General features: G+C 66.0%; 20 protein-coding genes. 2 read left to right on the top strand and 18 right to left on the bottom strand.

The window, feature by feature from the left end:
- Positions 1-358 precede the first annotated feature (358 nt).
- Entirely contained in the window at positions 359-1,858 is a 1,500-nt protein-coding gene (locus tag C404_RS57290) for a flavin-containing monooxygenase (RefSeq protein ID WP_021197672.1), read from the top strand.
- Between the two features lie 100 nt (positions 1,859-1,958).
- On the opposite strand, the gene C404_RS59720 is transcribed toward C404_RS57290, so the two are convergent.
- The 7 genes from C404_RS59720 to C404_RS57320 form a co-directional block, all read right to left on the bottom strand.
- Positions 1,959-2,186 (bottom strand): hypothetical protein, encoded by a 228-nt coding sequence (locus C404_RS59720; RefSeq protein WP_064807154.1) that lies wholly within the window; start codon positions 2,184-2,186, stop codon positions 1,959-1,961.
- A 37-nt stretch (positions 2,187-2,223) separates the two neighbouring features.
- Positions 2,224-3,000, bottom strand: coding sequence for a glucose 1-dehydrogenase (locus C404_RS57295; RefSeq protein WP_021197673.1), 777 nt, complete (start codon positions 2,998-3,000; stop codon positions 2,224-2,226).
- A 72-nt stretch (positions 3,001-3,072) separates the two neighbouring features.
- Positions 3,073-3,828, bottom strand: coding sequence for an SDR family NAD(P)-dependent oxidoreductase (locus C404_RS57300; protein WP_031330250.1), 756 nt, complete (start codon positions 3,826-3,828; stop codon positions 3,073-3,075).
- Positions 3,829-4,022: 194 nt separating this feature from the next.
- Positions 4,023-4,781: an SDR family NAD(P)-dependent oxidoreductase gene (locus C404_RS57305; protein WP_021197675.1), complete on the bottom strand. Its 759-nt coding sequence runs from the start codon at positions 4,779-4,781 to the stop codon at positions 4,023-4,025.
- Between the two features lie 61 nt (positions 4,782-4,842).
- On the bottom strand, positions 4,843-6,324 hold the full coding sequence (locus C404_RS57310; protein WP_021197676.1) for an FAD-dependent oxidoreductase: 1,482 nt from the start codon (positions 6,322-6,324) through the stop codon (positions 4,843-4,845).
- Positions 6,325-6,354: 30 nt separating this feature from the next.
- Positions 6,355-7,221 (bottom strand): SDR family NAD(P)-dependent oxidoreductase, encoded by an 867-nt coding sequence (locus C404_RS57315; RefSeq protein WP_021197677.1) that lies wholly within the window; start codon positions 7,219-7,221, stop codon positions 6,355-6,357.
- Between the two features lie 30 nt (positions 7,222-7,251).
- Positions 7,252-8,328, bottom strand: a complete 1,077-nt coding sequence (locus C404_RS57320; RefSeq protein ID WP_021197678.1) for a Rieske 2Fe-2S domain-containing protein — start codon at positions 8,326-8,328, stop codon at positions 7,252-7,254.
- A gap of 239 nt (positions 8,329-8,567) precedes the next feature.
- On the opposite strand from C404_RS57320, the gene C404_RS57325 reads away from it, so the two are divergent.
- Positions 8,568-9,404 (top strand): SDR family NAD(P)-dependent oxidoreductase, encoded by an 837-nt coding sequence (locus C404_RS57325; protein ID WP_021197679.1) that lies wholly within the window; start codon positions 8,568-8,570, stop codon positions 9,402-9,404.
- Between the two features lie 111 nt (positions 9,405-9,515).
- On the opposite strand, the gene C404_RS57330 is transcribed toward C404_RS57325, so the two are convergent.
- The 11 genes from C404_RS57330 to C404_RS57380 all read right to left on the bottom strand — a co-directional run bounded on the left by C404_RS57330 (position 9,516) and on the right by C404_RS57380 (position 22,205).
- Entirely contained in the window at positions 9,516-10,706 is a 1,191-nt protein-coding gene (locus tag C404_RS57330; RefSeq protein WP_021197680.1) for an NADH:flavin oxidoreductase, read from the bottom strand.
- The gene (locus C404_RS57335; protein ID WP_104577718.1) at positions 10,703-13,129 is read right to left on the bottom strand and encodes an efflux RND transporter permease subunit; all 2,427 of its coding nucleotides are present in this window, start codon (positions 13,127-13,129) and stop codon (positions 10,703-10,705) included. Before C404_RS57335 ends, C404_RS57330 begins: the two co-directional genes overlap by 4 nt.
- A gap of 97 nt (positions 13,130-13,226) precedes the next feature.
- Complete coding sequence (locus C404_RS57340; RefSeq protein WP_021197682.1) at positions 13,227-14,195, bottom strand: YCF48-related protein; 969 nt, start codon at positions 14,193-14,195, stop codon at positions 13,227-13,229.
- An 88-nt stretch (positions 14,196-14,283) separates the two neighbouring features.
- Entirely contained in the window at positions 14,284-15,489 is a 1,206-nt protein-coding gene (locus C404_RS57345) for an acetyl-CoA C-acyltransferase (RefSeq protein ID WP_021197683.1), read from the bottom strand.
- 16 nt (positions 15,490-15,505) lie between these two features.
- Positions 15,506-15,961 carry a MaoC family dehydratase gene (locus C404_RS57350; RefSeq protein WP_021197684.1) on the bottom strand — a complete coding sequence of 152 codons (456 nt, stop codon included), beginning with the start codon at positions 15,959-15,961 and terminating at the stop codon, positions 15,506-15,508.
- 25 nt (positions 15,962-15,986) lie between these two features.
- On the bottom strand, positions 15,987-16,820 hold the full coding sequence (locus tag C404_RS57355; RefSeq protein WP_021197685.1) for an SDR family oxidoreductase: 834 nt from the start codon (positions 16,818-16,820) through the stop codon (positions 15,987-15,989).
- Positions 16,817-18,031 (bottom strand): acyl-CoA dehydrogenase family protein, encoded by a 1,215-nt coding sequence (locus C404_RS57360; RefSeq protein WP_021197686.1) that lies wholly within the window; start codon positions 18,029-18,031, stop codon positions 16,817-16,819. Before C404_RS57360 ends, C404_RS57355 begins: the two co-directional genes overlap by 4 nt.
- Positions 18,032-18,110: 79 nt before the next feature.
- Complete coding sequence (locus C404_RS57365) at positions 18,111-19,301, bottom strand: acyl-CoA dehydrogenase family protein (protein ID WP_021197687.1); 1,191 nt, start codon at positions 19,299-19,301, stop codon at positions 18,111-18,113.
- Between the two features lie 12 nt (positions 19,302-19,313).
- The gene (locus tag C404_RS57370) at positions 19,314-20,189 is read right to left on the bottom strand and encodes an SDR family oxidoreductase (RefSeq protein ID WP_021197688.1); all 876 of its coding nucleotides are present in this window, start codon (positions 20,187-20,189) and stop codon (positions 19,314-19,316) included.
- A 28-nt stretch (positions 20,190-20,217) separates the two neighbouring features.
- Positions 20,218-21,369, bottom strand: coding sequence for an acetyl-CoA C-acetyltransferase (locus C404_RS57375; protein ID WP_031330254.1), 1,152 nt, complete (start codon positions 21,367-21,369; stop codon positions 20,218-20,220).
- A gap of 23 nt (positions 21,370-21,392) precedes the next feature.
- Positions 21,393-22,205 (bottom strand): enoyl-CoA hydratase family protein, encoded by an 813-nt coding sequence (locus C404_RS57380; protein WP_021197690.1) that lies wholly within the window; start codon positions 22,203-22,205, stop codon positions 21,393-21,395.
- Positions 22,206-22,225 lie beyond the last annotated feature (20 nt).

Here is a 22,225-nt window from a genome sequence, read left to right on the forward strand (position 1 = left end):
CATTTCATGACACCGCCGGCACACTGCCGCCGGTCCAGCGCAGGAAAAAAATCCAGCGCTGTTGACGCAATTGGGTCCCCGCCTTCGCGGGGATGACACTCACTTGCGATGACATGCATGTGGAAGGCATCGTTAAAGCCAGCGTTGTACGCGTGCCGAACATCCGCATAGTGCATTCGTGCGATGTTGGCCCCGCCGCGCGCTGGCATGCTGGGGCCACCTCCGATGACGGATGACCCCCTTGTAGCCTGCTCCGGACATCACAACTGCACCGACGGCCATATTTGGCACCGTCGAGCTCCGGCTCTCTTCGACCCCATCGCGATCCGAGCCCCTCTCCACAAGGATGCAACCCATCATGACGCAACCCAACCTCAATCAAGACCTGCGGGTCGTCGTACTCGGCGCAGGCATGTCGGGCATCTTGAGCGGCATCAAGCTGCTCGAAGCCGGCTACAAGAACGTGACCATCTACGAAAAGGCCTCCCGCGTGGGTGGCACGTGGCGCGAGAACACGTATCCAGGCCTGACCTGCGACGTGCCCTCGCACGCGTATACGTACTCGTTCGAGCCGAATGCCGAATGGACTCGCCAGCTGCCCCCGGGCGCAGAGGTGCAAGGCTATTTCGAACAGACGACCCGCAAGTACAAGATCGACGAACTGATCCGCTTCAATCAGGAAGTTAAGCGCTGCGAGTTCAAGGGCGGGCGCTGGCATCTTGAAACGGCCAGTGGCCTGCGCGACACAGCCGACGTGGTGATCGCGGCCACCGGCGTGCTGCACCACCCCCGCACGCCCAACATTCCTGGCCTGAAAGACTTCACCGGCGACCTGCTGCACAGCGCACGGTGGGACCACGCCGTGCCGCTGGACGGCAAGCGCATCGGCATCATCGGCAACGGTTCGACCGGCGTGCAGCTGGTGTCGGCACTGGCTGGCCGTGCCGGCAAGCTCAAGCATTTCCAGCGCACCGCGCAATGGATTATGCCGGTGGAGAACCCCACGTTCACCGAAGAGCAGAAGCAAGCGTTCCGCGACGATCCGGCGCTGCTCAAGCGCATGCAGAACGACGAGACCTACGTGGCAAACGTGGAGCGCTTCACCACGGCCGTGGCGGACGCATCCTCGCCTGAGATCGCCATGATCGAAGCGATCGTGCTGGACAACCTCGAACGCAGCGTGCCAGACCCCGTGCTGCGCGAAAAGCTACGCCCCAACTACCGCGCCGCCTGCAAGCGCCTGATCTTCTCGCCCGACTACTACCAGGCGATTCAGCACCCGAACGCAGAGCTGGTGACCGACGACATCGAAACCGTCACCGCCAACGGCGTCCTCACGCGCGACGGCACGCTGCACGAGCTCGATGTGCTGGTCACGGCCACCGGCTTCCACGCGGACCGCTTCATGCGCCCGACGCAGATCGTCGGCCGCGACGGCCGCCGCCTGGACGACGTGTGGGCCAAGCGGCCGCACGCCTACCTGGCCATCTCCGTGCCCGAGTTCCCGAACTTCTTCATGCTCAACGGCCCGACGAGCCCGGTCGGCAACTTCTCGCTGATCGACGTGGCCGAGAAGCAATGGGGCTACATCGCGCAATTGCTGGATCTGCTGCGCAGCGGTGAGTGCTCGGAAATTGCCGCCACGCAGGAAGCGCTCGATGCCTACGAGGCCTCACGCCTGGCAGCGGCCAAAAACACCATCTTCGCATCGGGTTGCAACAGCTGGTACCTCGACGGCGAAGGCGTGCCGGCCAGCTGGCCGTGGAACTACGCGCGCTTTCGGGATGTGATGGCTGCGCCGGATCTTTCCGCGTTCGAGCAGATTGTCAGTGGTGCCGAACAGGCAGTGGCTGGTTGATGTCGAGGCACGGCAGCTGCAGATCAGCTGCCCGCCTGCGAGAACATGACAACGCCGGCCAGACTTGGCGTCAGGCCGGCGCTGTTCTGCGCGTCGCAGATCAGAGACCCGACAGGCACCCTCTCTGTCCGGACGCGCTCGGATAGCCGGTGCCCGCGGTGTACGCCGCATTCGACCATTCGCCCTGGATCTTCCACTGCACGCCGTTGCGGAACATCACCAGCGGCGCGCCGAACGTCCAGGCGCATTTGTCACCGTTCTCCTGCCCGTTGCGGTCGTACCAGGCGCCCGGAGAGGCCGGGTTTGCTTGGGCCGCTGCTCCCGTCACAGTGCAGAAGGCAGCTTCCGCTGCCGTTGCCGATCGTTCAGATTGGCGAACCGGGCAAGCCCGGGTAGTAGCTGCCTGCAGCCATGCCGCCATCCACAGCCAGCTCGCTGCCGTGACAGTACGAGGCCTCGTCGCTGGCGAGGAACAGCGTCGCACGCGCGACTTCGTCAGGATCGCCGACACGTTGCGCCGGCACATGGCGGTAGCCCTGGTTGACTTCCTCCAGCGGCGCGCCGGTCGGGTTGGACATCACCGTATTCACGCCACCCGGGTGAATCGAGTTGACCCGCACACCGTGATGGCCCAGCTCCAGCGCCGCCGCCTTGGTCAGCCCGCGCACGCCCCACTTGCTCGACACATAGGCGGCCAACGCATTGACGCCACGCAAGCCGTCCACCGACGAAATGTCGACGATGGAGCCGGCCCCCTGCTGCTTCATGAACGGCGCCACCGCGCGGATACCGAGGAACGTGCCGACCAAGTTGATGGCGACCACACGCTCGAACGCGGCTTTCGACAGTTCGGTGATGCTGCCGAACGCCAGCACCGCAGCGTTGTTCACCAGCACGTCGACGCGGCCGAAGTCCTCCACGGTTTCCGCCACCAGGCTGGCCCATTGGGATTCATCACTCACATCCAGCTTGCGAAAGCGCGCGGCATCCCCAAGCTCACGCGCCAGCGCTTCGCCTTCGGCTTCCAGCACATCCGTGATGACGACGCGCGCACCTTCCTGCACGAACAGCCGGCACGTCTGCGCGCCCATGCCGCGGGCGCCGCCGGTCACGATCGCGACCTTGTTGAGCAATCGATTCATGTTTCTATCCTCTGATTTGGTTTCGTGATTCGTTTCGTGAAGCGTCACGCCATGGCAGGCGCTTAGCCCCGCTTATCCCCAATACGCCTGGCCGCCATCGAGCGGGATCGTCGCGCCGGTCAGGTAGCCCGCGTCGGCGCTGACAATCATGGCGACGGCGCGGCCGATGTCTTTCTCGCAGTCGCCCACGCGCTGCAGCGGAATGGTCTTGAAGAAGGCGGCCGCCTCATCCGGCCGCTCGGCAACCCACCCGGCCATGCCTGGCGACATGGCGTGCGGTGCAATGGCGTTGACGCGGATGCCATCCACACCCCACTCGCACGCTGCAGCGCGCGTGAGCGAACGGATCGCCTCCTTGACCGCCGCGTAGTGGCCATAGCCCGAGGCGTCCCAACGCACGGCTGCGGACGAGACACAGTTCACCACCGCACCATCGCCGCGCAGGTGCGGATAGCACGCGCGCATCAAACGCATCGTGGCAAGCGGCCCCGAGTCGATGCCCTGCATGAACGCCTCGTCCGTCACATCGAGCAGGCGCCCGAGCGGCACCACCTGCGCGTTGTTGACGAGCACGTTGATGCCGCCGAAGTGCTCCGCCACCTGCGCGACGCAGCGCTCGATGTCGTCTTTCACCATCACGTCAGCCACGAAGGGCTGCGCTTCGCCGCCACGGCGACGAATCTCGGCACACGTCTCGTCGAGCTTGCCTGCCGTACGCCCCACCACGGCAATGCGCGCGCCCTCGGCGGCCAGGGCATAGGCAATGCCTTGGCCCACGCCTTGGCCGGCGCCGGTAATCAATGCTACTTTCCCTTTCAGCCGGGTCATGTTCATCCGTCTCCTGTTTGCTGGTCATCACCAACCAGCGTTTTCGCTACGCTACGTTCTGCGCGTGCGCGACGAATCGTCTTTACAGACTACGAGGCGGTGTTGCCCGACGGCGGCATGAAAAAAGGCCCCGCATACACGGGGCCAATGCTTGAAGACACAACTTGAATGAATGCGCCGCGACGGGCGCGAACCTACTGGATCAGGTAACCGCCGTCGGCCGCGATATAGGCACCGTTGACATAGCTGGCACGCGACGAGCCCAGCCAGACGACCACGTCGGCCATTTCCTCGGCCTTGCCGAAGCGCTTGGCCGGGATGCCCTGGAGCATCGCGGCGCGGGCCATGTCGGAGTCCAGCGCGGCTTTGGTCATGGGCGTTTCGATCATGCCCGGCGCCAGCGCGTTGCAGCGGATGCCGCGTGCGCCGTATTCCGCGGCCACCACCTTGGTCAGGCCCACCACACCGTGCTTGCTGGCCGTGTAGCCCGCCGTGCCGGGGAATGCGATCTGCCCCGCCACCGACGACGTGTTGATGATCGCGCCGCCGCCCGACTTGAGCAGAGCCGGAATTTCGTAGCGCATGCAGTAGAAGACGCCCGACAGGTTGATGCCGATGATCTTCTCCCACAGATCGAGCGAATACTCGGGCGTGGCCGTTTGCGGTGCATCCGAAATGCCCGCGTTGTTGAACGCCACATCCAGCCGCCCGAACGTTTCCAGGGCGCGGGCCACCATGGCCTCGCAGTCTTCCGCGCGCGACACATCGGTGCGCACGAACAGGGCATCGCTGCCGGCCTTGCGCAGTTCGGCGGCAAAGGCTTCCCCCACTTCGGCATTCACATCGGCCAGCACTAGCTTGGCGCCGTCGCGGGCGAAAGCCGTCGCAGCCGCGCGGCCGATGCCGGTCGACCCGCCCGTGATGAGCACTACCTTGTCGTTGAATTCTTTCATCGTGATTTCCTCTTGTCCTGTTGTCCTCTTGGGCCTTCGCGCAGAGGCGTCGAATCAAAGATTAGGAGTTGGAACGCGAACCGGCAACGTGCCGCCCCGCTTGCCGACCGAAGAAGGTGGAATCCGCCAGGGACATGCCCGAGCTGTATCCACCGCCCCAGCGCGGCAGCCCGCACGCGGTGCGCCCAGCGGCATACAAGCCGGGAATGGGCACGCGCTTTTCCGTCACCACCTGCCCCGTGGGCAACGTATCGAGCCCGCCCATCGTGAAGTACGAATAGAACGCGTAGTCGATGCGGCAATCCAGTGCAACGAACGGGGGTTCGATCAGCGGCTGGAGCCACTTGGCCCCCTTATGGAACAGTGGATCGGTACCTTCGCTCGCATGACGGTTATAGACCGCCACCGTGGCAGTGAGCGTGCCTGGCGTCATGCCCAGGTCATGCTCGACTTCCTCCCACGTCTCACCCGCTGCGGCAATGCCGATGCGTGCGAACTCGGGAGGCGGCTGGTAAGTCGCGTTATCGACCAACAGGTAGATGCGGTCGCCGGCTTGCTGCAGGATGTGGTGCGCGGTACGGCCATGGTAGCAGTCCTCATTGATGAAACGCTGGCCGCGTTCATTGATGAAAATGCCTTTGATGAGCGACTCGGGCGCGTAGAACGGCAGGGTGGTGAACCCCTCGTCCATGTGGATCGCGGCGCCGCCCACGCTCATGCCCATCAGGATGCCCGAGCCGTCATCGCCTGGGCTGCCAATCGGCTCGCTGGCGCGCAGCAGCTTGGGGGCATGGCGCCGCACCATGTCGCGGTTCATCGCGAACCCGCCGGCGCAGAGCACGACACCCCGGCGCGCACGCGCGTACTGCACGCGGCCATCGGTGCGGACGACCACGCCGTGCACAGCGCCGGCATCATCGGCAATTAGGGCCAGCACGCGGCTGTCGTAGCGCACGTGCACGCCCAGCTTGTCGACACGCGCGGCCAGCACGTCCATCAGCATGCGCCCGCCGCCCCAGCCGACGAATTGCGGCGTGTGACCGCGGGGAGCCGGCTTTGCGCTTTCGACAAACGGCCACGCCTCTTCGCTGCCCGACCAGATCAGACAGTCGTCCGTCTCGGGCTCCATGATCCGCTCGGGCACAAAGGTGTTCTTGTAGACCACGCCCTGCTCGACCAGCCAATCGTAGTGGGCACGGCTGTTGTCGGCATAGAGACGGACCTTGGCCTCGTCCGCATCGGGCCCGCCCGCCATCAGCAGATAGCGGTACAGGTCTTCCGTGTCATCGGTAAAGCCGGCTTGCCGCTGGGCAGGCGTGCCGCCGCTGCCACCCATGTAGATTTCGCCGCCCGACAAGGCGCTGGTGCCGCCGCTGCCGGAAGCCACCTCAAACAGCGTGACGGCAGCGCCGGCCTGTGCGGCCTCAATGGCGGCGCAGGCACCCGCGGCCCCAAAGCCGACCACGATGACATCCGTTTCGAGGTCCCAACGTGCAACGTCCGACAAGCGGTGTGGACGCGTGACAGAAAATTCAGCAGACATGAAGCGCGCTCGCAAGCAAAGAGGTGTCGATCAATCAACGATGGCCGGATGCGCCTGGGCCGGGCTGCCCAGCATCTCGCGGTGGGACGGCGGCTGTTTGCCGTCGGCATCCTGGATACCGTATTCCTGAGCGACTTCTGCGCCGATCAGCACCTGGCCCGACTTGTCCATGAGCTTCGGATCGCGATACAGCGCGTGAATGACCTTGCCAGTGAACTCCGGCGTCTCCGCCATCGCGGCAAATGCGGCGTACTGATCCGGGGCGGCTGCCAGTGAACGCGCGCTGCGCTCGGTCTTGAGCATGCCCATCCAGATCGACACGGCTGCGACGTTGTGGGCGCGCAGGTCCACGGCCATGTCCTTGGCGAACTTGTCGACGCCCACCTTCTGTGCGCCGTATGCCGGCCCGTGCATGTAGCAGCTCGAACCGAACGACGAGGTGAAGGCGATCAGCCCACGGCGTTGCTTGACCATCAACGGCGCGGCAAACCAGCTGGCCACGTAACCCGAGCGCAGGCCGACATTGAGGATGTCGACCATCTCGAGCGGCTTCTGCCAGAACCCGCCGCGCACGGTCAGTTCGTCATGCAGGAAGGTGGCGTTGTTGACCAGGATGTCCAACCGGCCGTGCTCGCGCGACACGCGCTCGAACAGCGTCTGGACGTCACGATCGTTGCTGTGGTCGCACGGCACGGCGATGCCCTTGCCGCCCGCCTTGTCGATTTCCTCAGCGGTTGCCCAGATGGTGCCGGGCAGCGCGGCATCGCCTTCCTGCTGCGAACGGCCGGTGACATACACGGTGGCGCCAGCGGCGCCGAGCGCGAGGGCAATGCCCTTGCCAGCGCCACGCGAGGCGCCTGTGACAACCGCTACGAGCGGCTGGTTGGTGGAAGACACGACGTTCCCCTCGGTGACTGGTCTGGCAGGTTAGGCTTCAAACACGTGATGCAGCGCGCTCGGCTCGATACCGCCCGGATTGAGCTCGACCACGCGGCGCGCCACGCTGTTGGGCGTCACGGCATCCGCATCCACGTAGAACTGGCCGTACCACTCGCGCGCCTGATAGATCGGGCCGTCCGCCTCGCACATGACCGGATTGTCGATGCGGGCCTTGCTGGCCCAGATCGACACGTCTTCGTAGAAGGCCTCGCGCGCCTGCTGCACGTAGGCCTGCGCAATGGCTTGGCTCTGCTCTTCCGGCAGGCTGGGAATGCGCTTGACCAGCACGCCGTAGCGCAGCTCGAAGCTGTTCTGGTCGATCGGCACGTGGCAGTTCAGCAGAATCGAATTGATCGGCTGGCCACCCGCGCTGCCGGTCATCTGGGTGATGTGATAGGCCGGCCCGAAATAGGTGGACAGCGCAGTCAGGCGGTCTTCGCCCGACAGCCGCTTGCTGCAGCCGATCATCAACTGGGTGGCCTTGTGCCCTTCGAACAGGTTGGCGAAGTAATCCAACTTGGTGCCGTGCACCGTGTCGAAGTGGGCCATATCCGAGATGTTGTCCACCAACTCACGGCAGTTGGTGTTGATCACCATCTTGTCGATCGCCCAGTCGTGCCACTCGTCGGAGTAGCACGCATCGATGCGCGGAATGGCTACCTCGGGCGGCGGCGCCTTGCCTTCCGGGTCATGCCAGATGAACAGCAGGTGGTTCTGCTCGCTGGTCGTCCAGCTGCCGATGCGGGCCTTCAGCGGCACGCGCTTGCAGTAGGGAATCTCCTTGCAGGCACCATCGCCGCCCCATTTCCAGCCGTGGAACGGGCAGACCAGTTCGTCGCCTTGCACGGTGCCCGTGCTGAGGTCGCCACCCATATGCGGGCAGAACGAATCCACGACGCGGATCTGGCCCGTGGAATCTGCGAAGGCCGCCAGACGGCGACCGAAAATATTGAGCGTGTGCGGCTTGCCATCGCGATAGTCGGCTGCCAGGCCCAGACAATGCCAACCGCGTGCAAAGCGATCGCCGAGCGGCTTGGCTTCGATCCTATAGCCTGTTGTGGACATGTCGTCTCCTGATTGTTGGCTGTATGCCGCCTGTGGTGGCAGCGCAAAGTGACCTTACTTGCAGCACACGCCGCGTTCATCGTCCCATCGGACTAGGGGCGGCCCTTCCTGCAAGGACCACGCGTTGCGCGCCTGGGAAAATCCTGACCCGCGCGTCCGATAGTCCCGTTAGACGATGTGAGGCCCGCACCCGGATTCGAGAATCGGCAAAATCAACGCAGTTCAAAACAGGAGACGGCATGATCGATTTCAAAGGCAAGACAGTGCTCGTGACAGGCGGCGGCGCAGGCATCGGGCGCGCCATCGTGGAGGCGTTTTCACGCGCGGGCGCACGCCTGGCGGTTGTGGAAGTCAACCCACAGCGCGCGGCCGACGTGCGCGCATGGCTCAATGCCGCCGATGTCGACCACGTGGTCGTGCAGGCCGACGTCACACAGGGCGATCAGGTTGCCCAGCTTGCAAAAGCAGTGGACGAGCGCTTCGGCGGCCTGGATGTGCTGATCAACAACGTGGGCGATTCGCTGATGATCGCCAAGCCGTTCGAGGCGTATACCGACAGCGATATCCAGCGCCTGTATGACGTCAACCTGAAGCAGATCTTCCTGGTCACCCGCGCCATGATTCCGCTGCTGCGGCACAACGGGCCGGGCGGCAGCATCATCAGCCTGTCGTCCATCGAGGGCTTCCGCGCCATTCCTAATTGCAGCGTGTATGCAGCCTGCAAAGCCGCCTTGAGCGGACTCACCAAGAGCCTGGCGCTCGAACTCGGGCCGGTGGGCATTCGCGTCAACCTGATCGCGCCGGAATCGACAGAGACGGCGCAATTGCCGCTGTCGGTCATGATCGCGCCGGAACACCGGGCGCAGATGCCGCAGTGGATTCCGCTCGGGCGCTTCGGCACGCCGGAAGACGCCGCCGGTGCCGCGCTGTTCCTGGCCAGCCCGCTGGCCGGTTGGGTCAGCGGCACCACGCTGCACGTGGACGGTGGTGCGCTGGCAGCCGGCGGCTGGTATCGCGATGCGCGCGGCGTGTGGACCAACATGCCGGTGATCACCGGTAACGGGCTCAATTTCTGAGTACCGCCCCGGGTTAAGCCAAAGAGAAAGGGCCGCTCCGATCAACGTCGGAGCGGCCCTTTCTTCGTTGGACCGGATGGGATGAGCGCCGCGGCGCTGCCTCCCCTCGTACTACCCCTGCACGAGCGTGCAGCGAATCCCGCCCGGCGCGTCCAGCAAGCCCACACAGCGGTTGCAATGCGTGCAGCCACTGGCAGCGCGCGCGTCGGCACGCAGCCGTTCGACAAAGCCCGCGTCATGCAGCAACGTCCGGCCCAATGCCACGGCATCGAACCCTTCTTCGTCCAGCACACGCCGCACGTCGTCGCCGCTGCTGACCCCGCCGAGGTAGATCAGCGGCACATCCACGGCTTGCCGCACGCGGCGGGCCTGTTCGAGGAAGTACAGCGGCTCGAACGGCATCGACGGAAACAGCTTGGGTCCGGCCAGGCGGAAGAAGAAGCGGAAGATCGCGCTGGGTTCGTTGCGGATCATTTCCGGCAACGGGCTCTCGCCGCGGAACAGGTACATCGGCGAGCGGCTGACAAAACCACCGCTCAGCTCGACGGCATTGATGCCGCCCGCGCCCAGCATGTTGCAGGCCTCGATGCTGTTGTTGACGTGCACGCCCCCAGGCAGCCCATCGTCCAGATTGAGCTTGGCAATGAGCGGCATGTCATCGCCAACGGCTGCACGCACGGCCTCCAGCACGCGCAATGGCAAGCGCATGCGATTGACCAGGCTGCCGCCGTAGGCGTCGGTACGCCGATTGGTCGCGGGGCTGATGAACTGGCTCAGCAGGTAGCCATGCCCCATGTGGATTTCCAGCGCGTCGAAACCGGCGGTCTTCAGTCGCACCGCAGTGGCGGCGTACTGCGCCACCACCGCGTCAAAATCCTGTGGCCGCATCGCGCCGGCAATCGGCTCGCCCGCCAGCAGCCCGTAGTCGTTTATCGTGACGGAGGGGCCGCGTGAGCGTTGCCCAAGCGGGCGCTTGAGGCGCGAAAACGATCCGGCGTGCGCCAGCTGTGCCGACACCAGTCCCCCGGCCTCATGCACGCTGCCGGCCAGGCGCCGCAAGCCGGGCATGGTGGCTTCGTTCACGACAATCTGATCGGGGAAGGTGCGCGCGTCAGGCGCCACGGCGCAATACGCCACCGTGGTCAGCGCGGTGCCGCCCCGGGCGATGCCGGCATGAAACGCCACCAGCGATTCACTCGGCTCACCGCCCTGCGTGCGGCCCTCGAAGGTCGCCGCCTTGACGAACCGGTTGGGCAGCGTCAGGCCGGCCAGTTGCCACGCAGCGAAGGCGCGCGTGCTCATGCCACTTCTGAATTGAGCTTGACGGCCTTCGGCTCTGCGGCAACGTTGCCCGACGGCACGCCACTGCCATGCGAAACAGACGACCGGGCAGCACGTGCGTGCTCCTCCTGCTCCACCCCGAGCCACGCCGCCAGCGCCGGCAGCAACAGCACCGCGCCAAACAGGTTCACCAGGAACATGAACGCCAGCAGGATGCCCATGTCCGCCTGGAACTTGAGCGCGGCAAATGCCCAGGTGCCCACGCCGATGCACATCGTCACGGCGGTGAACAGAGCTGCCGTTCCACGCTGGCGCATGGACTCGGCAAAGGCCTGCGGCAGCGTCTGATCGGTTTCACGCAGTTGGTGTTGGAGACGCTCGTACAGGTAGATGCCGTAGTCCACGCCCACCCCCACGCCCAGCGTGATGACCGGCAGGGTCGACACCTTCAGGCCGATGCCCAGGCGCGCCATCAATGCATTGCACAGGATCGACACCAGCGTCAGCGGCACGATGATGCACAGCACGGCGCGCCAGGAGCGGAAGGTCAGCAGGCACAGCAGCGTGATGGCGCCAAAGATCGCCAGCAGCATCGTCACTTCAGCCTCTTCCACCGCTTCGTTGGTGGCCGCCATGACGCCCACGTTGCCACCGGCCAGGCGGAAGGCCACGTTCGGCGTCTGGTCTGCGGCGGTGAAGGCCTTGATCTCCTTGACGATGTGCGCGATCGTCGCGCCTTCGTGGTTGGCCGTATAGATCAGCACCTGGATCGCCTGGCAGTTCGAGGTGTTCAAGCCGTTGTCCGGGTCGAACGCCTTGGCGCCCTGGCTCAGGCCGTCGCTGGTGCGCGGCAGGGCCTCCCAACGTGGGTTGCCTTCATTGAAGGCCCCGATCACCACCTTGCCGACCGACGCCACGCTCACCACCGACTGCACGCCCGACACGCCACGCATGTGCATCTCGAAGCGTTCGATCGCGCTCATCACCGGGTAGTGCAGGCAGCCGTCGTCAAAGCCCTTGGGCTCCACCATCACCGTCAGCACATCCACGCCGATGTTGTACTGGCTCACGATGGCTTCGCTGTCGTGGTTGTAGCGGGAGGTCGAGCGCAGCTCGGGGGCGCCGTTGCCGATGTCGCCCACCTTGAGCGAGCGCGACTGCACCGCGCCAACAGCCAGCAGCACCAGCGACACGACAAACACGCCGATCGCCGGGCCACGGCGGGCCAGGCGGCCGAACCCCGACCACATCGACGCGCCGGCCTCGCCACGCTGCGCCTGGCGCTTGCCGGCTTCGATCACCTTCGGTTCAAGGTGCGTGTACGAGAGCAGGATCGGCAGGAAGATCTTGTTGGTCACGATCATCAGCAGCACGCCCAGGCAGGCGGTAATGCCCAGTTCGCGCACGATGTCGATCTTGATCTGCATGATGACCATGAAGCCCAGGGCATTGGTCAGCAGCGCTACCGTGCCTGGCACGAAGAGCTTGCTGAACGCCGTGCGCGCGCTCTCCACGGAGTCATGTCCGCGCACCACTTCCTGGCGCCAGGCGTTGGTCATCTGCACCGCATGCGACACGCCGATCGAGAAGATCAGGAACGGCACCAGGATCGACATCGGGTCGATGCCGTACCCCAGCAACGGCAGCAAGCCGAGCAGCCAGCCCACCGGCAGCATGGCCACAACCAGTGCCAACAGCGTCGTCTTGCGCGAGCGCGTGTAGAAATACAGCATCAGCGTGGTGATCAGGAACGCAATCGCGAAGAAGATCATCACGCTGGTGATGCCTTCTTCCACATCGCCCACCAGTTTGGCAAAGCCGACGATGTTGACCTCGACGTCCTGGCCCGAGAACTTGGCGCGGATGGCTTCCAGCTCGTGTGCCACGCGTGAATAGTCGATGGCCTTGCCGGTGGTCGGGTCCACTTCGCTCAGCTCGGCGCGGATCAGGGCCGACTTCAAGTCGTTGCTGACCAGTCGGCCGATCTGGCCCGAGCGGGCCACGTTGCTGCGCACCTGATCGAGTTCTTCGGGCGTGCCGGAGAACCGGCCCGGCAGCACCACGTCGCCCCGGAAGCCGTCTTCAGTCACCTCGGTGTAGCGCACGTTGGGCGTGAACAGCGAATACACGCGCGGACGTTCCACACCCTGGATGAAGAACACGTCATCGGTGGCGTGCCGCAGCTTGTCCATGAAGGTGCGGTTGTAGATGTCGCCATCACCCTTCCAGCGCAGGCTGACCAGTACGGTGTTGGCGCCGGAGAAGGCGCTCGCGTACTTGGTGAAGATCTGCATGTACGGGTGCTGCAGCGGGATCATCTTGTTGAAGCCCGGGTCGAGCCGCAGGCGCGTGGCCGACAGGCCCATCGCCACGGTCATGGCCAGGCACAGCACCAGCAGCAGCTTGCGGTACTGGATCAGCGCGCGTGCAAAGAAGGCGACCATGCGGCTGATGCGGGTTGACGCAGCGGCGGCAGCGGCCGCAGGGCGGAAATCAGGGGAGCGGGTCATGGCGTGCTCGCTTGCAATGAATCAGGGAAGGTCAACGGCTGACGCCACCAGGGGGGAGTGCGAAGGTGCTGATGCCGCCGTCGCCACCAATGACCAGGTGGGCGTTGCCCGCGTCAGCCACCGTGGTGAGCGACTGCGCACCCGCGGCCTGCGGCTTGAAGGTGCGGCCATCGTCGGTCGAGACGGCCAGCGTGCCGCCCTGCCCCACCAGCACGACGCGTCCATCCGACAGCTGCGCGCCGCCAAAGAAGGACGTACGCGCCTGGGCGTCCGACGCCTGCCAGGTCGCGCCGAAGTCTTCGCTGCGCAAGACGTTGCCCAGCATCCCGTAGGCCAGCCATGCGCCGTCGCGCAGCGCCAGCACGCCGTACAGCGAGCCCTTGTAAGGCACCTGCATCGTTTCCCAGTGGGCACCGCCGTCTGCAGAACGCAGCACTAGGCCCGACTCGCCCACCAGCATCAGGCGGCCCTTGGCATCGCCCGTCATGCCGTTCAGATGCCGGTCACGCATGGCGTCCGCCGCGGCGTCTTTCCAGCTGGCGCCCTGATCGCGGGATTCAAGAAAGCGCCCGAAACTGCCGAACGCGAACCACGCGCCGCCCGGCTGCATCCACACGCCCAGCAAGGGGTCCGATTGTTTGTCGTCGAATGCGGTCTGCTGCCAGTGCTCGCCGCCGTCTTCGGTGCGCAGGATCCAGCCGCTGTGGCCCACGGCAATGCCTTTCTTGTCGTCGGCAAAGGCGAGCTGCGTCAGGGTCGAGCCCTGGTCTTTACCGACGACGGCGGTACGCCAACTGGCGCCCTGGTCGTCGCTCAGCAGGAGCTTGCCGCGTTCGCCTGCGGCTACCAGCCGTGAGCCGGCATGGGCGAGCCCGTTGATCTGCAGTTGATCCGGGTGCAGCGCGGTGGCCGCAAACGCCGGTAAGGGCCGGGGCGAGAATGCCCAGGCAGCCGTTGCCAGCACAGTTGCCGACATGGCCACACCAATCCATTGCTTCATCGTTGTCTCCTCCAAGCTGTGGTGTGCTGGACAACCGGGGCGGCCTCTGACGGGCGCGTGTGCCTCCGGTGTCCGCAGACGTGGCTGGTTAGGGCAGCACGTCAAACAGCGCGGCAGCGCCCATGCCGCCGCCAATGCACATGGTCACCACGGCGTGCGCAACGCCACGCCGGCGGCCCTCGATCAATGCATGCATGCTCATGCGGGCGCCCGACATGCCGAACGGATGGCCGATGGAGATCGCGCCGCCATTAACGTTGAGCCGGTCGCCCGGAATCCCGAGCTTGTCCTGGCAATACAGCACCTGGCACGCGAAGGCCTCGTTCAGCTCCCACAGGCCGATGTCGTTCACCGTCATGCCGTGGCGCGCCAGCAGCTTGGGCACGGCAAACACCGGCCCGATGCCCATTTCATCGGGCGCGCAACCTGCCACGGCCATGCCGCGATAGCGCCCCAGCGGACGCAGCCCGCGGCGCTTGGCCTCGTCGGCGCTCATCAGCAGTACGGCAGCCGCGCCATCCGACAGTTGCGAGGCGTTGCCCGCGGTGATGTGCTCGCCTTGTGCAATCACACGACCGCCGCTCCAGACGGGCTTCAACCCGGCCAGGCTTTCCGCAGTGGTGTCCACACGATTGCATTCGTCGCGCATCAGGCGGACGGTTTCGGTGCCGGTCTGCGCGCCGGTCTTGTCGAACAGTGCGCGCGTGGTTTCGAGCGAAACGATTTCATCGTCGAAGCGGCCCTCGCGCTGCGCCTCGGCAGTGCGCTGCTGGCTGCGCAGGGCATAGGCGTCCTGCGCGGCACGCGTGATGCCGTAGCGCTGCGCCACCACCTCGGCGGTCTCGATCATCGCCATGTAGGCCGCCGGTTGACGCGCCAGCACGGCCTCGGATTGCGCGCGGTACGCGTTCTTATGCTTGTTCTGCGTTAGCGAGATCGACTCCACGCCGCCCGCCACGATGATGTCGGCCTCGCCGCACTGGATGCTCTTGGCGGCGGTGGCGATGGTCATCAGGCCCGAAGAACACATGCGGTCCATCGTCATGCCCGGCACGCTGTCGGGCAGGCCGGCGGCGGTGGCACACAGGCGGCCCAGGTTGTAGCCCTGCGTGCCCTGCTGCGCGGCGGCGCCGATCAGCACGTCGTCCACTTCAGCCGGGTCGATGCCTGCGCGCTCCACCACGGTGCGCACCACGCGCCCACCGAGCACCGGCGCCTCGGTATCGTTGAATGCGCCCCGGAACGCCTTGCCGATGGGCGTGCGCGCCACGGCGACGATGACGGCTTCTTTCATGCTTGTCCTCGAAAGTTCAGAAGTAGTAACGACTGATGGTGTCGACCACGCAACCCGGCTTGTCCTGCCCTTCGACCTCGACGGTCATGCGCACCACGGCCTGCACGCCACCCTGCAGCTCTTCGGCTTTCACAAGCTCGCCCACGCCGCGCAGGCGCGAACCAACGCGCACCGGCGCAGGAAAGCGCACCTTGTCGCAGCCGTAGTTCACGCCCATCTTCATGTTTTCCACGGTCAGGATTTCGGGCAGGAATTGATTGACCAGGGCCAGCGTCAGATAGCCGTGTGCGATGCAGGCACCGAACGGGCCGTTGGCCGCGCGTTCGGGGTCTACATGCAGCCACTGGTGATCGCCCGTGGCATCCGCGAAGCCGTTGATCTGCGCCTGCGTCACCTCCGTCCAGGCGCTTTCACCGAGCCGCTGCCCGACTGCGTCCAGGATTGCCTGCGCCGAACCAAACACCCTTGCCATGCCTGTCTCCTTGATGCCCCGTGCGTTATGCCTGCTGGCTGCTCACCGGAAGCACTTCACCTGTCATGTACGAGGCGTAGTCGCTGGCCAGGAACACCATCACATTGGCCACTTCCCACACCTCCGCCGCACGCCCGAATGCCTCGCGTGACGCCAGTTGCTCCAGCAGTTCCGCGGGTGCCGATTTCTTCAGGAAATCGTGCAAGGCGATGCTGGGCGCCACCGCATTGATACGGATGCCGAACTCGGCGGCTTCCACTGCACTGCAGCGGGTGAGCGCCATCACGCCGGCCTTGGCCGCTGCGTAGTGCGCCTGTTCTTTCTGCGCGCGCCAGCCCAGCACCGAGGCGTTGTTGACGATGGCGCCGCGCCCGCGCGCCTGCATGTGCGGCAACATCGCCCGCGTCATCCGGAACGTGCCGGTGAGGGTAATGTCGAGCACCCGGGACCATTCGGCATCGTCCATCTCGACTATGCGGCGCGACCCGCCGAGGCCCGCGTTGTTGATCAGCACGTCAGTGCCGCCCAGCGTTTCCTCTGCCGCGGCAACGAGGGCCTGCACCTGGGCTTCATCGGCAACGTTGCACAGCTGGCCGTAAATGGCCTCCAGGCCTGTCTCTTCGCGCAGCTTGGCCACGGCCTCTTCCAGCCGGCGCGGGTGGATGTCAGAGATCATCAGCGCGCGGCAGCCTTCCTCCGCACACCGGCGCGCGGCTGCAAAGCCGATTCCGACGCCGGCCGCCGCCGTAATCAGCACGCTCTTGCCCTTCAGCAGGCCGTGGCCGGGAACATAGGCGGGTGCGGCGCGCACGCCTTGTGCTGCCGTCGGCACAGCGGCGTCGTTGGAAATGGTGTTCATGCTTGTCCCCGTGCCTCGCGCGGCATACCCAGGCCGCGCTCGGCAATGATGTTGAGCTGGATTTCGTTGGTGCCCGCGTAGATGGTGTCGGCGCGGGAGAACAGCGCCATGCCTTGCAGGCGGGTGCGGCGCGTGTCGGTTTCGTCGATGAGGTTGGCGGCAGGGCCGAGCACGTCGAGTGCGAGTTGCCCCAGGCCGCGGTGCCAGTTGGACCAGTAGTACTTGTAGATCAGTGCCTCGCGCTGCAGCGCGCCGCTGTCGCTTTGCTGCGCGCCTGCCAGCATGCGCAGCGCGTTGTAGCGCATGACCCGCAGGCCGCCCCAAGCGCGCGCAATGCGCTGGCGCAGCGCCGGCTGGTTCCACGCACCGTTCTCGCGCGCGGCATCGACGATCCAGCCGAGTTCATGCGCAAACTGCATCTGCTGGCCGAGCGTGGAAATGCCGCGCTCGAAGCCCAGCAGCGCCATGGCGATGCGCCAGCCCTCTCCGGGTGCGCCCACTACATCAGCGGCTTTGGCGCGGGCGCCGTCAAAGAACACCTCGTTGAATTCCGCGCCGCCGCCCATCTGGCGGATCGGGCGGATTTCGATGCCCGGCTGGTCCAGCGGCATCAGCAGGAAGATCAGCCCGCGGTTGCCCTGCGAGCCGGCTTCGCTGCGCGCCAGCACAAAGATCCATTCCGATTCGTGCGCGAGCGATGTCCAGACCTTCTGGCCCGTCACGATCCAGTCGCCGGTGGCGGGGTCGCGCTCGGCGCGGGTGCGCACGTTGGCCAGGTCGGAGCCGGCACCGGGCTCGGAATAGCCCTGGCACCAGAGTTCGGTGCCGTTGCGGATGCCGGGCAGGAAGCGCGCCTTCTGCTCTTCGGTGCCGTAGGCGATCAGCGTGGGACCGATCAGGCCTTCGCCGATATGGCCCATACGGCCCGGACCGCCGGCGCGCGCGTATTCCTCCTGAAAGGCCACCTGCTCCATCACCGACATGCCGCGTCCGCCGTGCGCCTCGGGCCAGCCCACGCAGGTCCAGCCGCCTTCGGCCAGCTTGCGCTCCCAGGCCTTGCGCAGTTCGGGAAACGCTTCTTCGTCGCCCGGTCCGCCGCGGTGTTTCAGGCAGGCGAATTCGCCGGTCAGATGTTCCGCCATCCACGCCGCCACCGATTCGCGCAGCGCAGCTTCGCTGGTGTCCGGGGCGCAGCAATCCACTGAAGTCATGCTCGTTCTCAATCGTTGATTCGCCAGTCATTGCGCATGGCGGCCGGGCGACAGCGCCCCACAGCCACCATGGCCACCGTCATGCGGCCAGCGCGTCGGCAATGCAGTCGAGTGCCGCGGCCGTACCGCCCAGCCAGCTTGCGGCCGCCTGCGCGCGCTTGAAATACAGCTGCGGGTCGTATTCCCAGGTGAAGCCCACACCGCCGTGCAACTGGATGGCCTCCTGTGTGGCGAAGGCGAAGGCCTCGTCGGCCGCGATGCGTGCTGCGGCAATGTCCAGACGCGCCCCGTGCACGGCAGCCTCGTCGTCTGCAGCGATGGCGGCTTGCCATGCGTGCGCGGCGCCGTGAATGGCGGAGCGCGCAGCTTCGGTCATCACCATCATCTGTGCGCAGCGATGCTTGACCGCCTGGAAGGAGGCAATGGCCCGGCCGAACTGGATGCGCTCCGCCGCGTACGCCACTGTGAGATCCAGGCACTGCTGCGCGCCGCCAAGCTGCTCGGCCGCCAGCATCAGGGTGCCGTGCCACAGGGCCGTGCCAATACCACGCGCCACCTCGGGGCCGCGGGCCAGGCAGCCGCCTGCATCGACCGGCAGTGCGTCGAACACGACCGACGCCAGCGCACGGGTGCGATCCAGCGTCTGCAGCGGCTGTACGGAGACGTGCGGGTTGTTCGCCAGCGCTGTGGCGTCCAGCCAGAACAGCGCCAGACCGCCTGCGCCGTCGTCGATGCGTGCGGGCACCAGCAGCCAGTCGGCACCCACTGCATCAAAGACCTGATCGACACGGCCGTGCAGCACGAAACCACCCTCACCGGCTTCGGCCCACACAGACAGCGCCCGCTGCGCGAGTTGCCCTGCCGCATCCGGTGCTGTCCACGCAGGCAGCACCAGAGCGGCACGCGCGGTGCCCGGCGCCAGCGGCTCCAGCCAGGCTTGTGCCGCCGCCGGTGCCAGGCCGCCCTGCAGCGCAGGGGCGGCCAGACAGACGCTCGACCAGTACGGCACGCACGCCAGGCGCCGGCCCATCTGCTCCATCAGCAGCACCAGTTCGGGCGCGCCCAGCCCTGCGCCGCCGGCGTCTTCCGGCAAGGCGATACCGCACCAACCCAGTTCGGCAACCTCGCGCCAGAGTTCGGGGTCGTGTCCCGGAGCCAGCGCTTCGGCATCCACCACCCTGCGCACCGCGGCGGAATCGCTGCGCGCGTCGAGAAACTCACGCGCGGTGTCGCGAATCATTTCCTGCTCGAGCGAAAGCGAAAGTTCCATCGTCGTGCTCGCTCAGGTGCCGTAAACCTTCTGCGCCGGCTGGGCCTGAGCCAGCAACTTGCCGATCGCCGCGCCCAGTTCAGCCGGTTCCCAGCGCGCGCCCTTGTCTTGCTCGGGGCCCGTGCGCCAGCCGTCTGCGATCGAGATCTTGCCGCCAGCGGCCTCGAACATCTGGCCGGTCACGTGGCGCGACTCTGCGCTGCCCAGCCACACCACCAGCGGTGCGACGTTGGCCGGGTCGAAGGCGTCAAAGCCATCTTTGGGCGCCTTCATCATTTCGCCGAACACGCCTTCGGTCATGCCGGTGCGCGCGGCCGGTGCCAGCGCGTTGGCGGTGACGCCGTAGCGTGCCAGTTCGGCCGCCTGCACCAGCGTGAGGCTGGCAATGCCGCCCTTGGCGGCGGCGTAGTTGGACTGGCCCACCGAACCCTGCAGCCCGGCGCCGGAACTGGTGTTGATGATGCGTGCGTCCACCGCGGCACCCGCCTTGGAGGCATCGCGCCAGCGCTTGCCCAGCAGGTTGGCCAGGCAGAAGTGGCCGCGCAGGTGCACGCGCATCACCTCGTCCCAGTCCTCTTCCGACAGGCTGACGAACATGCGGTCGCGGCAGATGCCGGCGTTGTTCACCAGCACATGCACTTCACCAAACGCTTCCACGGCGGCATCGATGATGCGCTGTGCCGTGGCCAGCTTCGTGATGTCGTCGTCGTTGGCGATCGCCTTGCCGCCGGCCGCGCGAATCGCTTCGCTCACCGCCTCGGCAGCCTCGCGGCGAATATCGTTGACCACCACATTGGCACCCTCGGCACCGAAGGCCAGCGCATACGCGCGCCCCAGGCCGCCGCCTGCACCGGTGATGATGACGGTACGTCCGTCGCAGATTCCCATTGCTTGCTCCTGTTCTTGCGCGAGTGCCTTAGAGGCGCTCGATAATCGTCACGTTGGCGACACCGCCGCCTTCGCACATGGTCTGCAGCCCGTAGCGGCCGCCAGTACGCTCCAGTTCGTGCAGCAGTGTGGTCATCAGCCGCGCGCCGGTGGCGCCCAGCGGATGGCCCAGCGCGATGGCGCCGCCGTTCGGATTGGTCTTCTCTGCGGAGTAGCCCGTCTCAGCCAGCCAGGCCATGACGACCGAGGCGAAGGCTTCATTGATTTCCACCGCGTCGATTTGGTCCAGACGCAAGCCGCTGCGCTCCAGCGCGCGCTTGGTGGCAGGAATCGGGGCCGTCAACATCCAGACCGGGTCGTCACCCATCACGCTCATGTGCACGATGCGGGCACGCGGCTTGAGGTTGTAGCGCTTGAGCGCGTCTTCCGAGACCACCAGCAGCGCGGCAGCGGCGTCGGCCGTCTGGCTCGACACGGCGGCGGTCAGCTTGCCGGCGGGCATCAGCGGCTCCAGCGTGGCCATCTTGGCCAGGGTGGTGTCCGGACGCGGCGTCTCGTCGCGCGAAACGCCCTGGAACGGCACGATCTCGCGCGTGAAGCGGCCTTCTTCGATGGCCACCACGGCGCGGCGGTGGCTCTCCAGCGCAAAGGCTTCCATTGCCTCGCGCGAGAGGTTCCAGTGGTCGGCAATCATCTGCGCGGCGTGGAACTGCGACACCGGTGCATTGCCAAAGCGCGCGCGCCAGCCTTCGCTGCCCGAGAACGGATCGGTGAAGCCCAGTGCCTGGCCGGCCAGCATGGCCGACGAGATGGGGATCTGCGTCATGGTCTGCACACCGCCGGCAATCACCACGTCCTGGTTGCCGCTCATTACGGCTTGCGCGGCAAAGTGCACGGCCTGCTGCGACGAACCGCACTGGCGATCCACCGTCACGCCGGGCACCTGCAGCGGCAGCCCTGCCGCCAGCCACGCGCTGCGGCCGATATTACCGGCCAGCGGGCCAATGGTGTCGCAGCAGCCGAACACCACGTCGTCGTAGTCTTCAGCGGGAATGGCATTGCGGCCAACCAGTTCCTTCAGCACGAAGGCACCCAGGTCGGCACCGTGCACGTGCGACAGTCCGCCCTTGCGGCGCCCGACTGGCGTGCGCAGCGCGTCGACGATATAGGCTTGTTTCATGTCGATGTCCTTGTTCTGAATGCTCAAGCGGCGGCTTTGGAATCGCCATCGAAGCGCGCCTCACGCCCTTGCACGAACGCGTCGCGCGCCTCGGTGGAATCGGCGGTCATGTAGGCCTGCAGGGTGAAGCCCTGCTCCCAGCGGTACTTGTCTTCGAGGTTGCCGTCTTCCACACCGTTGAGCGCTTCCTTGGCCAGACGCACCATGGCTGGGCTCTTCGCAGCGATCTTGCGGGCCATCTCCAGCGCGGCGTCACGCAGCTCGGCGCGCGTCACGACCTTTTCGACCGCGCCCAGGCGATAGGCTTCGGCCGCGTCGATCGGGTCACCCGTGAAGTACATGGTCCGCACCTTCTGCACACCGAACATGCGCTGCAGGTGTGCACCGCCGCCCATGGCGCCGCGGTCGATTTCGGGCACGCCGAAGGTGGCGCACTCCGAGGCAACGATGATGTCGGCCGCACCGCAGATGCCGATGCCACCACCCAGCACGAAGCCGTGCACAGCAGCGATGACCGGCACCGGGTTGCGGTGCACTGCACGGAACGTTTCGTAGTTGCCGGCGTTGACGTCCACGATGCGCTGCGGATAGGCGGCCAGTTCCTTGATGTCGACGCCCGCGCAAAAGCCGCGGCCTTCGCCGCGCAGCACGATCACGCGAACGTCTGGGTTTTGGCCAAGCTGCTCGATGGCCTTGGCCAGCGCATGCCAGCCGGCGCTGTTCAGCGCGTTGACGGGCGGGTGGTCGATCACCAGTTCGGCAATGCCGTCCTGCACGTCGATCTTGAAAGGCGCAGCAGCGGATGCGCGTGCGCTGTTGGTTTGAGGTGTCGTCATGGAAGCGGAAAAAGCGGGGC

The sequence above is a fragment of the Ralstonia sp. AU12-08 genome (assembly GCF_000442475.1).
Lineage (GTDB): Bacteria > Pseudomonadota > Gammaproteobacteria > Burkholderiales > Burkholderiaceae > Ralstonia > Ralstonia insidiosa.

Excerpts from the sequence above, each read along its gene's own strand:
- C404_RS57320 (WP_021197678.1), bottom strand. The coding sequence starts at position 8,328 with ATGTCCACAACAGGCTATAGGATCGAAGCCAAGCCGCTCGGCGATCGC.
- C404_RS57300 (WP_031330250.1), bottom strand. The coding sequence starts at position 3,828 with ATGACCCGGCTGAAAGGGAAAGTAGCATTGATTACCGGCGCCGGCCAA.
- C404_RS57365 (WP_021197687.1), bottom strand. The coding sequence starts at position 19,301 with ATGGAACTTTCGCTTTCGCTCGAGCAGGAAATGATTCGCGACACCGCG.
- C404_RS57335 (WP_104577718.1), bottom strand. The coding sequence starts at position 13,129 with ATGGTCGCCTTCTTTGCACGCGCGCTGATCCAGTACCGCAAGCTGCTG.
- C404_RS57355 (WP_021197685.1), bottom strand. The coding sequence starts at position 16,820 with ATGAACACCATTTCCAACGACGCCGCTGTGCCGACGGCAGCACAAGGC.
- C404_RS57310 (WP_021197676.1), bottom strand. The coding sequence starts at position 6,324 with ATGTCTGCTGAATTTTCTGTCACGCGTCCACACCGCTTGTCGGACGTT.
- C404_RS57330 (WP_021197680.1), bottom strand. The coding sequence starts at position 10,706 with ATGAGCACGCGCGCCTTCGCTGCGTGGCAACTGGCCGGCCTGACGCTG.
- C404_RS57375 (WP_031330254.1), bottom strand. The coding sequence starts at position 21,369 with ATGAAACAAGCCTATATCGTCGACGCGCTGCGCACGCCAGTCGGGCGC.
- C404_RS57290 (WP_021197672.1), top strand. The coding sequence starts at position 359 with ATGACGCAACCCAACCTCAATCAAGACCTGCGGGTCGTCGTACTCGGC.
- C404_RS57295 (WP_021197673.1), bottom strand. The coding sequence starts at position 3,000 with ATGAATCGATTGCTCAACAAGGTCGCGATCGTGACCGGCGGCGCCCGC.
- C404_RS57380 (WP_021197690.1), bottom strand. The coding sequence starts at position 22,205 with ATGACGACACCTCAAACCAACAGCGCACGCGCATCCGCTGCTGCGCCT.
- C404_RS57305 (WP_021197675.1), bottom strand. The coding sequence starts at position 4,781 with ATGAAAGAATTCAACGACAAGGTAGTGCTCATCACGGGCGGGTCGACC.
- C404_RS57345 (WP_021197683.1), bottom strand. The coding sequence starts at position 15,489 with ATGAAAGAAGCCGTCATCGTCGCCGTGGCGCGCACGCCCATCGGCAAG.
- C404_RS57360 (WP_021197686.1), bottom strand. The coding sequence starts at position 18,031 with ATGACTTCAGTGGATTGCTGCGCCCCGGACACCAGCGAAGCTGCGCTG.
- C404_RS57370 (WP_021197688.1), bottom strand. The coding sequence starts at position 20,189 with ATGGGAATCTGCGACGGACGTACCGTCATCATCACCGGTGCAGGCGGC.
- C404_RS57350 (WP_021197684.1), bottom strand. The coding sequence starts at position 15,961 with ATGGCAAGGGTGTTTGGTTCGGCGCAGGCAATCCTGGACGCAGTCGGG.
- C404_RS57340 (WP_021197682.1), bottom strand. The coding sequence starts at position 14,195 with ATGAAGCAATGGATTGGTGTGGCCATGTCGGCAACTGTGCTGGCAACG.
- C404_RS57325 (WP_021197679.1), top strand. The coding sequence starts at position 8,568 with ATGATCGATTTCAAAGGCAAGACAGTGCTCGTGACAGGCGGCGGCGCA.